The following is a 13,804-nucleotide window of genomic DNA, read 5'->3' on the forward strand; positions in this document are numbered from 1 at the left end:
TGTACGCTCCTTAAAATTGCTTGCTTACTTTAATTCCCGCGCTCCAGTTACGACCATCGGCAGGTTCAAAGAAGCGCTTGTTAGCATCATTCACAATCACTGAACCCGCATAGTTTTTATCAAACAGGTTATCTACACGCGCAAAGCCATTAATGCCCCAATCAGCATATTTCCATGCATAACCCGTATAGATCGACGCCACAGTATAGCTTGCAGCAGCATCACTATTGATATCATTGACATAGACCTTATCCATAAACTGGGCATCAAGTCCTGCATAGAAACCTTGCTCTGGCTGCCAAGCGATATTAATAAAAGCCTGATTTTTAGCAATCCCAGGAATTGCATTACCTGATGGAATGGCTGCAGCGAGTACATTACCTTCTTTATCAAGATTTACTGGAACATCAGCATCGAATGTTGCATCGAGATAAGCATAACTGGCTGTTGCAGCTAAATCACGCCACAGCTTTTTATTCCAAGTAAACTCAACACCTTCACGAAGCGTTTTATCTGCATTTCTAAACGTCGAACGACCATTAGAGGTGCCTGCAGAAACAATATCATCTTTAGTTTTAGACTGAAAAAGAGCGAAAGTAAAATCACCTAAATAGTTTTGCGATTTTAAACCCACTTCATAGTTATCACTGGTAGATGGCTTTAAAGCAAAATTAAATCCAGATTTATCCTTATCAGCTTGATAGGCCATCTCAGTAAATGTTGGCGTTTCAAAACCTTTTGCATAACTCGCATAGGCCAATAGCTCAGGTAAAATCTGCCAACTTAAAGCAGCTGATGGTAAAACCTTATCATAATTTGTTTTGCCACTGTCATCACCATTGACGGTCCCATACTGATCAGGCTCAGTAGTAAAATAATCTTTTGATTTGTAATGCACATTACTATAACGTACGCCTGTATCTAAACGCCATTTCGGTAAAAACTGCCATGATGCTTGTAAATATGGATCAATATTCCACAAAGTATTATCTTCATCACGGCGCAAATTACCTTTAACACCATAAACATCTTTCGTATTAAAATTTTCAAAACCTTTACGATCTTCATCCATCATATCAAGCGCAATACCTGCACTGAACATCATATTCGGCAATAATTCTTTACCTGTCCAGCGTAAATCAGCGCCATAATAGTTACGTTTAAAGTCAATCACACCACCAGCATGTTTAGGACTTGCTTGACCTGAGTAAATAGGCTTACCATTTTCAAGCGTTACTTTACCTTTTGGTATAGATTGATATTGTGTGACTTGACGATTGCCGAAATACGCCATCGCATACAGTTCATGCTGATCATTAATCGGTTTAGACCAAGTCACACCTGTTTGCGTTTGTTCAATGTCTTTACGAACATTATAGGTATTCTTAGCATCATTCACTTGGCGAGGATTCTTCTGCCACTGCTCTCGGCTTAAACCTTGTGGATCATCTGCATGGATTTTTACATAATTGGTGACCCAATTAATTTTGCTACCCTCATCTAAGTTCCACGTTAGTTTCGCATTATTTAAAACTTTTTCTGCACCACTATGGTCACGAAAGCCATCAGTATCAAAATAAGAAGAGCTGACGATATAGCTCGGTTCATTCTGGTTTTTGGCACCGCCCTGTAACACGAGACCTGCACGATTTTTATTGTGGCTACCACCTGCATAGCTCATCTCAATCGAATCTTTGCCCTGTCCCTCTTGCGTTGTGGCTAATATCGCGCCACCAGAAGAGTTTCCATAAAGAGAAGAAAATGGGCCGGTTAAGACCTCAAGATGACTCAGGCTACTTAAATCGATATTTGACGTTTGACCTTGACCATCTGGCATGGTTGCTGGAATGCCATCGGTATATAAGCGGATGCCGCGCACACCAAAGGTTGAACGTGCACCAAAACCACGCATCGAGAGCTGCAAATCTTGTGCATAATTTTCCCGGTTACGTAACTGAACACTTGGAATGCCCTTAACCACTTCAGTTAAATTAACCTGAGCTGATTGATCATTTTTAGGTATATCGACCCTAAAAATGGAGGCAGGTGTTTGCATATAGGTGGTATCGGTACGTGTTGCTTCGACACGTAGGGTCGGTAATACAGTCACCTCTTGAGCCAGCGCTTCGGCCCAAACAAGCGGGCTAGAAATGCAGCCCATACTCATCAAAATACCGTAATGAAGTCGGTTTAAACGTAATAAGGACATGCTTATTTCCTTTATTTATATGGGAGTTATGATAACAAAAAGCAGTGTCTGGTTTGGACTTTGAATTCAATCCGGAGAACGGTAAATCTGGAAAATACGGCATCATTTACTAAAAAATGATCTACCCGTAAGGTTATCGGCTCAACGAAGGATGATCTTTCCAGCAATATCGTTCAGGCCAGTCTTTAGCTTCTTCGGCGTAATCAATTCCTATACGGGGCGTTAATATCACTTCCGGTTGTGTGGTTGCTGCTTCCACCCACAAGCCCGACTCTTCCCCCAAGCATTGCCCTTTTAAGGTTCGGTCAATGCCTAAATAACGCGTCAATTTGCCTGGTCCAGCCAAAAGCTGATATTGCTTTTTAGTGGAAGCGTGTTTTAAAAATGCAGAACGAATCATCACTCCTTCCGGGATGCCTTCGGTCTGAGTAATCAGATTGAGCATTTCATACATGCCATAAATTAAATAGACGTAAATCGTGCCACCAGGTCGATACATCACTTCTGTGCGGGCTGTCCGTTTATCATTGTAGCTATGACAGGCCTTATCACGAACGCCCAAATAAGCTTCTGTTTCGGTAATAGTACAGCGGATGACTTGGCCATCAGGTTGTTGCTTACACAAGACGCAACCAATTAAGTCATAGGCCACTTCCGAGGTTTCACGTTGAAACCAGCTTAATGGTAAAATATCTGACATAGTGATCTCTGAAATAATCCATAGCACACGTTATACTTGATTCATCCAGTATATCTGTTCATTCTGCGAGTTGGCGATGCCTGAGTTACCCGAAGTCGAAACAACCAAAACCAGTTTACTCCCCCTTCTAGAGCAACGCGTTCAAGCGGTTAAAGTCTTGAACCCGAGCTTACGCTGGCCTATTCCAAATGATCTGGACAAACTGGTTGGGCAACGTTTGGTCGGTCTTAAGCGTCGTTCTAAATATATTCTGGCCGAATTTGAACAGGACCAGATGCTTTGGCATCTGGGCATGTCCGGCAGTTTCCGTCTATGCCAGCCGAATGAGGAATTGAGAAAGCATGATCATCTGATCATCGATTTTGAAGACCAGCAGCTTCGCTACCATGATCCACGTCGCTTCGGCTGTATTCTCTGGCTTGATCAGCATCATCAGGGCAAGCTGATTGATCCACTTGGACCGGAGCCGCTCAGTGATGATTTTAACGCCGCCTATTTGCGCGAAAAGCTGAGTAAAAAAAATGTCGGCATTAAAATTGCTTTAATGGATAACCATGTGGTGGTCGGTGTTGGCAATATTTATGCAACAGAAAGTCTTTTCAACATTGGTGTGCACCCGGCACAACCCGCTTTGACTTTAAGCAAGCTACAAGTGGAAAAGCTGGTGGTTGAAGTGAAACGCATCTTAAAACAAGCCATTGAATTAGGTGGTTCAACTTTGCGTGATTACACCAATGCGATGGGTGAAAACGGCTACTTCCAGCAAACCTTACTGGCCTATGGCCGTGCTGGGGAAATGTGCGTCAATTGCGAGACTACCTTGGAAAATCTAAAGCTCGGTCAACGTGCCAGTGTATTCTGCCCACAATGCCAGCCTTTAAAACGCAACAAAGCCTAAATGATTTAAGTGCTATTCAAGGAGAACAACCTCATGCAAACTGCAATTGTTCGACATATTCTCGTAAAAGACAAAGATATGGCTGAACAGCTGAAAAAGCGTATTCAGTCGGGTGCTGATTTTGCCAAAATTGCCAAGCAATATTCGACTTGCAACTCTGCCAAACGTGGGGGCGAGCTCGGTGAAATCAGAAAAGGACAGCTGGTTCCTGTCATCGACAAACTGGTATTTACCGCAGCAGAACGGGTGTTACATGGTCCGGTAAAAAGCCAGTTTGGTTTTCATCTGGTCGAAGTTAAATTCCGGATGGGCAATTTAAGGTAAGCAGATCGAGCTTAAACCCCATGGTAAGCTCATTCTTTATTCAGGTTTTGCCCGCTCTTTCATGACATAGGTCCATGCGGTGGTTGGCTCACCTGTCGCCAGCTGGACTTCAGTCTGTACTCTCTCATACTGCATGCCCTCAAACTCATCCAGCATCTGCCAGTTTTGCTCAAGTTTTTCCGTACTAAACAGATATCCTTCAACCAGGGAATCCTGCGGATTTAAGACAATTGCCGGTAGCCCCTGATCAGGCCCCCAGTCCAGTATATGAATGGTGCCATGTACCGTAGCAGGTTGCCAGTCCCCACCAATCCCTCCCAGAATATGTGCATTTTCGCGATTTGGGCATAAGGTGCCGTATACAAATAATCGATTCATCAATTTTCCCCCTCAATCTGCACAGCATCTTAAAATGAAATCGTGCAAGTTACTCATCTCTTTTTACAGACAATAAAAAACGGCATCAAGGATACCGTTTTTCTACATCAGCTGAATGATCAGCCTTGTTTTTTCAATTCATCACGGATTTCACGTAACAATTGCACATCTTCAGGAATCGCCTCTGGCTCAGGCGCAGCTTCTTCCTGCTTACGGATACGGTTCATGACTTTCACCAATAAGAATACGACCCAGGCTAAAAGCAGGAAGTTAATCAAGATGGTGAGGAAGTTACCATAGGCAAATACGTTCAAGCCGGCATCTTGTGCTGCTTTGAGCGTGGTAATGTTGGTTGGGTTATCCCCGAGGATCAGGAACCAGTTGGTGTAATCCACTTCACCGCCCAAGATCCATGAAATCACAGGCATCACAATATCTTTCACCAATGAATCAATGATTTTACCGAAAGCGCCACCAATGATGACACCAATCGCTAAATCCATCATATTGCCTTTGATGGCAAACTCTTTAAATTCTTTAATAATACTCATATCACTCTCCAGAGTTGAACTTGATCGTAGCCTGTTTTTGCATTGTTTATTACACAGGCGCAGTTATTCCAATAATGTTGGTAATTTAATATTTTTATCAAAAAAAGAAAGCTATTTCACACTTTAACAACACTTTTTATTTTCATAAAAATATGTCCTTAAGCATGTCCTTCCCCTTGAATTTATGCAATAAAAAACCGCTAAATAAATTTAGCGGTTTTGTCATTTTTCAGTGAAGAAAAATTATTTATCGCGGTTACGCTTACGTTCGTTTTCAGTTAAGTAACGCTTACGGATACGAATCGATTTTGGTGTTACTTCAACTAATTCATCATCCTCAATGAATTCAAGTGCTTGTTCAAGCGTGTATTCAATTGCAGGCGTCAAAGTCAAGGCATCATCAGTACCAGACGCACGAACGTTAGTTAACTGTTTTGCTTTGGTTGGGTTAACAACCATATCGTCAGAACGAGAGTTAATACCTACGATCATCCCTTCATATACTTCTAACTGTGGCTTAGCGAATAAACGGCCACGATCTTGAAGCGTAAACAATGCATAGCCCAAGCAAGTACCTTGAACCATAGAAATCAATACACCGTTTTGACGCTTCGCTACGCTACCTTGTTTCACAGGACCGTAGTGCGAGAAGCTAGAAGTCATGATCCCTGTACCAGAAGTCATGGTCAAGAATTCAGAACGGAAACCAATCAGGCCACGTGAAGGTACAGTTGCTTCAATACGGATACGGCCTTTCCCGTCAACTTCCATATTGGTCATCTCGCCTTTACGGTGACCCATTTGTTCCATCACCGAACCTTGGTGCTGTTCTTCAACATCAAACGTTACGTTTTCATACGGTTCTTGTTTTTCACCGTCGATTTCTTTGATGATCACTTGTGGACGTGACACGCCCATTTCGAAACCTTCACGACGCATGTTTTCAATCAATACTGAAAGGTGAAGCTCACCACGACCAGAAACCTTGAAACGGTCTGGACTGTCAGTATCTTCAACACGAAGTGCTACGTTATGAATCAATTCACGGTCAAGACGTTCACGGATGTTACGTGAAGTGACGAACTTACCTTCTTTACCAGCAAACGGTGAGTTGTTTACTTGGAAAGTCATCGATACAGTCGGTTCATCTACAGACAATGCTGGTAATGCTTCAACATTTTTAGGATCACAAATCGTGTCAGAAATGTTGAGTGCATCAATACCCGTAATACAGATAATGTCACCTGCAGATGCAGAGTCTACATCAACACGCTCTAAACCGTGGTAACCCATGATTTTTAAGATACGGCCGTTACGTGTATTGCCTTCTTTATCGATGACAGTCACTGGCGTATTTAATTTCACTGAACCACGCTGGATACGGCCAACACCGATAACACCTACGAAACTGTTATAGTCAAGTGATGAAATCTGCATCTGGAAAGGACCATCAACATCAACTGCTGGTGGTTCAACAATATCAACAATCGTTTGGAACAACGGTGTCATGTCTTCCGCTAATTCTTCTGGTGAAGGACCTGCAACACCACGAAGACCAGAAGCATACACAACAGGGAAGTCTAACTGCTCGTCAGTACCGCCTAAATTATCAAACAAGTCAAAAACTTGGTCGATAACCCAGTCTGGACGCGCGCTTGGCTTGTCGACTTTGTTGATAATCACGATTGGCTTCAAACCACGCGCGAACGCTTTTTGCGTTACGAAACGCGTTTGTGGCATTGGACCTTCTTGTGAGTCAACAAGAAGCAATACACAGTCAACCATCGACATTACACGTTCCACTTCACCACCGAAGTCGGCGTGTCCTGGGGTGTCGACGATGTTAATGCGGTATTCGGTGTTTGTACGTGCATCTAACCATTTGATTGCAGTGTTTTTTGCAAGAATGGTAATACCACGTTCAGACTCAAGCGCGTTAGAATCCATAACACGTTCAATCTCGCCTGCGCGATCACCAAGAGCACCTGATTGTTGTAAAAGTTTGTCGACTAGAGTCGTCTTACCATGATCGACGTGCGCAATAATGGCAATGTTACGGAGAGTTTTAATATCTGACATGTAATTCGATACGCTTTAAATTTGAGGGCAAATTATACAGAAAAATACTACAGTTTAGTAGTGACAGTTTATTGACAGTGCACTTTTTTTCTGACGAAGTAACATTGAATCGTTGGTAAAGCGAGCTAACTCTATTAGAATATCGCGTTAATGCCTCTCGCTTTTTATACTCCCATGTCGAATTCACAACCTCAGCAGCAGCTTGATCTGGTCTACGGACTCAATGATCGACCGAAACCTTTTGTTGCATTTTTAGCCGCTTTACAGCATCTTTTGGCGATTTTAGTCCCGATTGTGACCCCTGGACTGCTGATTTGTCTGGCACTTGGCGTCTCTCGCGAAGACACCAACATGATCCTGTCCATGTCTTTAATCATCTCGGGTATCGCAACCTTTTTACAATGCAAAAAAGTTGGCCCATTTGGTGCAGGACTTTTGATTGTTCAGGGTACCAGTTTTAACTTTATTGGTCCGATCATCGGTATTGGGAGTGCAATGGTTGCGGCAGGCACCCCAGTTGAACAAGTAATGGCTGCCATTTTTGGTGTGGTGATTGCAGGTTCGTTTATTGAAATGGGCGTCTCCCGAATTCTGCCGTGGGTGAAAAAGCTGATCACCCCTCTGGTGACAGGCATTGTCGTGCTTCTGATTGGTTTAACCTTGATTAAAGAAGGACTGATCAGCATGGGTGGTGGTTATACGGCCATGCAGGACAATACCTTTGCCAATGCCGATAACCTGATCATGTCATGTAGCGTGCTGGCCATTATCATTCTGTTGAATCGTATTCGGATTATCTGGGTCAAAAGTTCAGCCATTCTGATTGCTTTGGTGATCGGTTATATCCTTGCCGGCTTCATGGGGCATTTAAACTTTGCTGTGCTACAAGATGCACCTCTAGTTCAGATTCCAACACCAATGCATTTTGGATTAAGCTTCTCCTGGAGCTTATTCATTCCAATGGCCTTCATTTACCTTGTCACTTCACTCGAAGCCATTGGTGATGTCACGGCGACCAGTAAAATTTCTAATCAGCCTGTTGATGGTCCGGTCTGGATGCAACGCATTAAAGGTGGCGTACTGGTTAATGGCGCAAACTCCTTTCTGGCGGGGATCTTCAACACCTTCCCAAGTTCCGTGTTTGCACAAAACAATGGTGTGATTCAATTGACAGGTGTGGCAAGTCGTTATGTCGGGATCTGGATTGCAGTATTACTGATTATCTTGGGACTGTTCCCTGCTGTTGCTGCCGTGATTCAAGCGGTACCACAAGCGGTATTGGGTGGCGCTGTGATGGTCATGTTTGGCGCGGTTGCCGCTTCCGGGATCAACATTCTTTCAAGCATTCACCTTGATCGTCGTGCCTTGCTGATTATTGCCATTTCACTTGCGCTCGGCCTCGGTGTTGCTCAAGTCCCTCAAATCCTTGAACACCTGCCCGAGCTATTTAAAAATATTTTTAGTTCAGGTGTGGCAACAGGCGGTATCGCAGCCTTGATTTTAAATATTGTTTTACCCGAAACACATAAGTAATCCACAAATAACGTCAAGTGCCCAGTTTCACGACTGGGCTTTATTTTTGATGAGAGATCAAAATGGATCCACGTAGTGAAGTTGTCATCAGACAGCAAGATTATTTAAAGGGGCAAGTCTTACTGATTAATGCACCCAATGATCAACTCGCAAAAAACTTACCAGAGCAAGTCCAGGCATCGGTTTGGAGCTGGAATTATGCTGATCATCAGGCTTTTCAAAATGCCGGCATTCACTCACATTTTTCGGTTGAGTTTCCGCAAGCCAGCTTTGATCAGGTGGTTATTTTTGTACCTAAATCAAAAGAGTTACTGAATTATATTCTGCATGTTGTGGTCAGCCACCTAAAACTTGAGCAGAATGTCTTTATGGTCGGTGAAAAAAAAGGCGGCGTAGAACGTGCAGCCAAACAATTACAGCCCTATGGTAAAACACTGAAGCAGGATAGCGCACGTCATTGCCAGTTTTGGCAAATGAAGATCGAAAAAACTGAGCAGTTGAAACCACTTGAACATTGGTTAAAAAGCTATACAGTTCAAATAGATCAGGATCAATTACAGGTCTGTGCCCTACCGGGTGTGTTTAGTCAGGATCATTTAGATGTCGGAACAGCCGTGTTAGTCCCTTACCTTAGTCAAGTAAAATCAGGTAAGATTGCCGACTTTGGTTGTGGTGCTGGAATTATTAGCGCTTATTTAGCCAAGCTAAATCCGAACCAGCAAATTTTTGCACTTGATGTTGATGCATTTGCTTTACGTTCAACTGAGCTGACTTTCCAGAAAAATAATCTGGATCTCAATCAGTTAACTCTACAACCAGTAACAGGGTTTAGAGATGCGCCCAAAGATCTGGACGCCATCGTAAGCAATCCACCTTTTCATCAGGGGATTCATACCAATTACGATGCAAGTGAAGAACTTTGCCAGCTTGCGAGCGTACACCTGAAAAATTCAGGTGAATTATGGATCGTGGCAAACCGTTTTCTGAACTATCCCCCTCTCATTGAACAAAGTTTTGGTCAATGTATGGTGAAAGCTGATCAACAAGGATTCAAGGTGTTATATGCCTGTGCAAAATAAACATTTTAAGGAATTTTTATGAGCGATACATCTGCTCCTCAACACCTACAGCGTAAGCTCGGGGCACGTCACCTGAACATGATTGCCATTGGTGGATCGATCGGCACAGGCTTATTCCTCGCTTCAGGTTCAACCATTGCCAATGCAGGTCCTGGTGGTGCGTTATTGGCTTATGCCCTGATCGGTATCATGATTTACTTCTTGATGACCAGTTTAGGCGAATTAGCCACACATAATCCAACCTCTGGTGCCTTCTTTACCTATGGCAGCCGTTATGTCGAAGATGGCTTTGGTTTTGCCTTGGGTTGGAACTATTGGTACAACTGGGCGATTACCGTCGCTTTCGAGCTGGTTGCAGTGCAGTTCATTATGAAGTTCTGGTTTCCCGATATTCCCGGGTTTTACTGGAGTGCGATCTTCCTTGCGATTATTTTTGGAATTAACGCCCTAACGGTCAAAGGCTTTGGTGAAAGTGAGTTTTTATTCTCTTTGATCAAGGTGGTTGCCATTATCGTGTTTATTGTCATCGGGATCTGGATGATTGCCAAAATCATGATGACACCCAATGTATCGGTATTTCAACACTGGACATATAAGGAAGCTCCTTTTGTGGGTGGATTCCAGGCTCTGATTGGTGTCGCCATGATCGCCGGATTCTCTTTTCAGGGTACTGAAATGGTTGGGGTTGCCGCAGGTGAATCCAAAGATCCGAAAAAAACCATTCCATTGGCAATCAAACAAATTTTCTGGCGTATCCTACTGTTCTATATCCTGTGTATTTTCATCATCGGCACATTAGTCAGCTATGATGATCCACTGTTGTTAAAAGCAGCTCAAAGCGAAGATATTGCCCTTTCACCATTCACGTTATTGTATGAAAAAGCAGGTTTTGCCTTTGCAGCCAGCTTGATGAATGCAGTGATTCTCAGTGCAATCCTGTCTGCGGGTAACTCAGGCATGTACTCTTCTACCCGCATGTTATTTGATATGGCCAAAGAAGGTCGTGCACCGAAGTGGTTCTCCAGACTGGATGGTCGTGGCGTACCTATGAATGCACTCTATGCGACGACTGCGGTTGCAGCGTTGTGCTTCCTGACTACCTTTATCGGCGAGAAACAGGTCTTTAACTGGCTACTCAACATGTCCGGAATGTGTGGTTTCATTGTCTGGTTAGGGATTGCAATTTCACACTACCGTTTCCGTAAAGGTTATATTGCTCAGGGGTATAAGGTTGAAGATCTGGCTTATCGTGCCAAATTCTTCCCATTCGCACCCTGGTTTGCATTTATTCTTTGTTCAATCATTATCTTGGGTCAAAACTATCAAGCGCTGCTGGGTGGTAAAATTGACTGGTTAGGCCTAGTTTCAACCTATATCAGTATTCCATTATTCTTGGTGATTTGGCTAGGGTATAAGTGGAAACACAAGACCAAACTGATTGCCTATAAAGACATGAATGTGAAAGAAGGCGAATAAAAAAACAATTTTCACTTGACCCGAATGAAAATATGAGTAAAATTCCGCTCATATTTTCAACGGCACCACACCATAGGAGGACGACAGCATGCCATTACAATCAGGAACGACACGATAAGATTTGGCACTGTCGACTCACGGACAAGTGTACAAATCGATTGATCACTTGTCCGAATGCTCTATTTAACCTGGCATTCGCTGGGTTTTTTTATGCCTATTCGGACGAAAAACTAAAATATCCTGAGACAAGAAAATGGGCATACAAAAAATACTTAATGCTGATGCTGCATATGGCGTTCCAGTGAAAATCTTCACCAACGATATTGATAGCGAAAGTATTGAACAATTGAAAAAAATGGCACAACTACAATTTGTTTATTCACATATTGCAGTGATGCCTGACGTACATGTCGGTAAAGGTGCAACAGTTGGTAGCGTGATTCCCACGAAAAATGCCATCATCCCTGCTGCTGTCGGCGTAGATATTGGTTGTGGCATGAATGCCATCAAACTCAATCTGAAAGCTTCACAGCTTCCGGACAATCTTGCACCATTACGCCATGCCATTGAACGTAAAGTTCCTGTTGGTTTTGAGTTGCATAAACAGGTCAAAGCGAAAGCATCAAGCATCATCCCGCTTGAAAAACGCTTACAACCCATCATTAAAAAGCATCCAGGCCTAGTGCGCATGCTCAGGAAGTTTGATGCCACCTGGCAAAAACAGCTTGGTACTTTAGGTGGAGGCAATCACTTTATTGAACTCTGTCTGGATGAAAATCAGGAAGTCTGGGTAATGCTACATTCCGGTAGCCGTGGCTTAGGCAATGTGATTGGCACCTACTTCATTGAACTGGCAAAGAAAGAAGCGCAACATCGTTTTGGGCATGTACCCGATAAAGATTTGAGCTATTTTGCGGAAGGTTCAAATAGCTTTAATGATTATGTTGAGGCAGTTGAATGGGCGCAGGAATATGCTTTTTAGAATAGACGTGAAATGATGCGTCTGATTTTAGAAGCAATCCGCCCCCTGCTACCTCCATTTCAAATGACCAAAGAGGCAATTAACTGTCATCATAACTATGTCAGTCGAGAAAACCATTATGGCGAAGATTTGCTGATTACCCGTAAAGGCGCCATTCGAGCTGAACTAGATGAGTTAGGTATTATTCCAGGCTCGATGGGGGCTCGCTCTTACATTGTTAAAGGCAAGGCCAATCCCGAATCTTTCTGCTCATGTTCACATGGCGCAGGACGAAAAATGAGTCGTAATAAAGCCAAACTTCTATTCAGCCAGGATGACCTGATTCAGCAAACACAAGGCATCGAATGCCGAAAAGATAGTGGCGTTATTGATGAAATACCCAGTGCATATAAAGACATTGATCAGGTGATGGCAAACCAGTCAGATTTGATCGAGGTCGTGCACACACTCAAGCAAATTTTATGTATTAAAGGTTAATACTATGAAACTGAAAACCATGCCGAAAATTAAAGCACGTAATCCTGTCGCACTCTCACCTTTATTGCATAAAGGTGGTGTGCATGAAACTGAAAAACCACGAGCACAGCATCGTCGTGATAGACAAGAGACCAAACAGCAACTCAAAAAGCAAATCTGGTAACGCCCCATTAAATAAACTCAGTATTTTCAATAGCAACACAGGAGCATTCAACATGTTTAATTTTTATCATTATCTACCCACAACCCAACAAAAAAGCGACTCTGACGAGTCGCTTTTTTTATTCAGTAAACACACTCAAATTATTGAGCTTGCTGACCTGGTTGTACTTGAACAGTACGGCTGCCAGAAATAGTCGCAAATACACGACGGTTCATCGCACGGCCTTCTTTAGTTTTGTTATCCGCAATCGGTTGATCCCAAGCGAAACCTTGAGTTGACAAACGAGATGCATCAACATTGTATTCATTTACCAGTGAAGCTTTCACCGAGTTAGCACGTGCCAAAGATAAACGTTCGTTTAACTTACGTGGACCAGTGTTATCAGTGTGACCTTCAATACGCGCTGTTGCATTTGGATACTCAGCCATTTTTGCAGCAACCTGAGCAATCTCAGTTTTGTATTGCGGCTTAATGGTTGACTTGTTGGTATCGAAGAATACACGAAGTTCCATGTTCAGATCTTCAGTCAACTCTTGCGGTGGTGGAGCAACTGGAGTTGGCTCAACCGGAGCAACTTCTACCACTGGCGCAGCAGGTTTCAAGTGACCACCAAGAACGACATTCAAACCAGCAAGCGCGGTGTAGTTCCAGAATTTTTCATCAAAATGGTAAGTACCACGCGCTTCTGTACGAAGAGACAAAGCATCGTTCAAGCGCCAGAACACACCACCACCCGCATTTGCCAATGTTCCTTCTTGCTTGCCACCATAGATGTCATCACCTTCGTATTTGTAGTGACCAGCACCCGCTAATACGTATGGCTTGATTTTGCTGTCATAGTTTTTAGTGATCAGATCAGAAGTCACATAAGCATTACCTGCAATGTTACGACCTTTATAATCGTTATTGGTGCTGGTGTCGCCTTTAATTTGGCTATATTCAACTTCTGCACCTA

The 13,804-nt window shown here is 43.1% G+C and carries 12 protein-coding genes and 1 pseudogene; 7 read left to right on the top strand and 6 right to left on the bottom strand.

From position 1 onward, the window contains the following. Window positions 1-10: 10 nt before the first annotated feature. On the bottom strand, window positions 11-2,209 hold the full coding sequence (locus tag ACINWC323_RS02580) for a TonB-dependent receptor family protein (protein WP_009515068.1): 2,199 nt from the start codon (window positions 2,207-2,209) through the stop codon (window positions 11-13). Between the two features lie 133 nt (window positions 2,210-2,342). Further along, window positions 2,343-2,909, bottom strand: coding sequence for a DNA-3-methyladenine glycosylase (locus ACINWC323_RS02575; protein ID WP_009514992.1), 567 nt, complete (start codon window positions 2,907-2,909; stop codon window positions 2,343-2,345). A gap of 76 nt (window positions 2,910-2,985) precedes the next feature. Between ACINWC323_RS02575 and mutM the strand changes: the two genes are divergently transcribed. Together mutM and ACINWC323_RS02565 are read left to right on the top strand one after the other, a co-directional pair. Then, complete coding sequence (gene mutM / locus ACINWC323_RS02570) at window positions 2,986-3,807, top strand: bifunctional DNA-formamidopyrimidine glycosylase/DNA-(apurinic or apyrimidinic site) lyase (protein WP_009514988.1); 822 nt, start codon at window positions 2,986-2,988, stop codon at window positions 3,805-3,807. 33 nt (window positions 3,808-3,840) lie between these two features. Continuing rightward, window positions 3,841-4,131 carry a peptidylprolyl isomerase gene (locus tag ACINWC323_RS02565; protein WP_005288843.1) on the top strand — a complete coding sequence of 97 codons (291 nt, stop codon included), beginning with the start codon at window positions 3,841-3,843 and terminating at the stop codon, window positions 4,129-4,131. 36 nt (window positions 4,132-4,167) lie between these two features. Here the strand turns inward: ACINWC323_RS02565 and ACINWC323_RS02560 are convergent, their stop codons facing one another. From ACINWC323_RS02560 to typA, 3 genes are all read right to left on the bottom strand, one after another. Next, window positions 4,168-4,509: a gamma-glutamylcyclotransferase family protein gene (locus tag ACINWC323_RS02560; RefSeq protein ID WP_009515051.1), complete on the bottom strand. Its 342-nt coding sequence runs from the start codon at window positions 4,507-4,509 to the stop codon at window positions 4,168-4,170. 119 nt (window positions 4,510-4,628) lie between these two features. After that, window positions 4,629-5,060: a large conductance mechanosensitive channel protein MscL gene (gene mscL / locus ACINWC323_RS02555; protein ID WP_005226947.1), complete on the bottom strand. Its 432-nt coding sequence runs from the start codon at window positions 5,058-5,060 to the stop codon at window positions 4,629-4,631. Between the two features lie 243 nt (window positions 5,061-5,303). Beyond that, window positions 5,304-7,139 (bottom strand): translational GTPase TypA, encoded by a 1,836-nt coding sequence (typA, locus tag ACINWC323_RS02550; protein ID WP_005226946.1) that lies wholly within the window; start codon window positions 7,137-7,139, stop codon window positions 5,304-5,306. Between the two features lie 174 nt (window positions 7,140-7,313). Here typA and ACINWC323_RS02545 point away from each other — a divergent pair, with 174 nt between their 5' ends. The 5 genes and pseudogenes from ACINWC323_RS02545 (at window position 7,314) to ACINWC323_RS20290 (ending at window position 12,849) form a co-directional block, all read left to right on the top strand. Continuing rightward, entirely contained in the window at window positions 7,314-8,672 is a 1,359-nt protein-coding gene (locus ACINWC323_RS02545) for a uracil-xanthine permease family protein (RefSeq protein WP_009514998.1), read from the top strand. Window positions 8,673-8,734: 62 nt separating this feature from the next. Then, window positions 8,735-9,751, top strand: coding sequence for a methyltransferase (locus tag ACINWC323_RS02540; protein WP_009515038.1), 1,017 nt, complete (start codon window positions 8,735-8,737; stop codon window positions 9,749-9,751). Window positions 9,752-9,769: 18 nt separating this feature from the next. Next, window positions 9,770-11,227, top strand: coding sequence for an amino acid permease (locus ACINWC323_RS02535; RefSeq protein WP_009515004.1), 1,458 nt, complete (start codon window positions 9,770-9,772; stop codon window positions 11,225-11,227). Window positions 11,228-11,480: 253 nt separating this feature from the next. Further along, window positions 11,481-12,686, top strand: a pseudogene (locus tag ACINWC323_RS0119335) (RtcB family protein). Between the two features lie 4 nt (window positions 12,687-12,690). After that, complete coding sequence (locus ACINWC323_RS20290) at window positions 12,691-12,849, top strand: hypothetical protein (RefSeq protein WP_009515043.1); 159 nt, start codon at window positions 12,691-12,693, stop codon at window positions 12,847-12,849. 140 nt (window positions 12,850-12,989) lie between these two features. Here the strand turns inward: ACINWC323_RS20290 and omp38 are convergent. Further along, a partial coding sequence (gene omp38, locus ACINWC323_RS02530; RefSeq protein ID WP_009515025.1) for an outer membrane protein Omp38 occupies window positions 12,990-13,804 on the bottom strand: 815 nt, incomplete at its 5' end.

This window comes from Acinetobacter sp. WC-323, assembly GCF_000314615.1.
In the GTDB taxonomy this organism is placed as follows: domain Bacteria; phylum Pseudomonadota; class Gammaproteobacteria; order Pseudomonadales; family Moraxellaceae; genus Acinetobacter; species Acinetobacter courvalinii.

Coding starts and splice junctions, on each gene's coding strand:
- ACINWC323_RS02560 (WP_009515051.1), bottom strand. CDS start 4,509: ATGAATCGATTATTTGTATACGGCACCTTATGCCCAAATCGCGAAAAT.
- mutM (WP_009514988.1), top strand. CDS start 2,986: ATGCCTGAGTTACCCGAAGTCGAAACAACCAAAACCAGTTTACTCCCC.
- ACINWC323_RS02535 (WP_009515004.1), top strand. CDS start 9,770: ATGAGCGATACATCTGCTCCTCAACACCTACAGCGTAAGCTCGGGGCA.
- ACINWC323_RS02565 (WP_005288843.1), top strand. CDS start 3,841: ATGCAAACTGCAATTGTTCGACATATTCTCGTAAAAGACAAAGATATG.
- ACINWC323_RS02540 (WP_009515038.1), top strand. CDS start 8,735: ATGGATCCACGTAGTGAAGTTGTCATCAGACAGCAAGATTATTTAAAG.
- ACINWC323_RS02545 (WP_009514998.1), top strand. CDS start 7,314: ATGTCGAATTCACAACCTCAGCAGCAGCTTGATCTGGTCTACGGACTC.
- ACINWC323_RS02580 (WP_009515068.1), bottom strand. CDS start 2,209: ATGTCCTTATTACGTTTAAACCGACTTCATTACGGTATTTTGATGAGT.
- typA (WP_005226946.1), bottom strand. CDS start 7,139: ATGTCAGATATTAAAACTCTCCGTAACATTGCCATTATTGCGCACGTC.
- mscL (WP_005226947.1), bottom strand. CDS start 5,060: ATGAGTATTATTAAAGAATTTAAAGAGTTTGCCATCAAAGGCAATATG.
- ACINWC323_RS02575 (WP_009514992.1), bottom strand. CDS start 2,909: ATGTCAGATATTTTACCATTAAGCTGGTTTCAACGTGAAACCTCGGAA.
- ACINWC323_RS20290 (WP_009515043.1), top strand. CDS start 12,691: ATGAAACTGAAAACCATGCCGAAAATTAAAGCACGTAATCCTGTCGCA.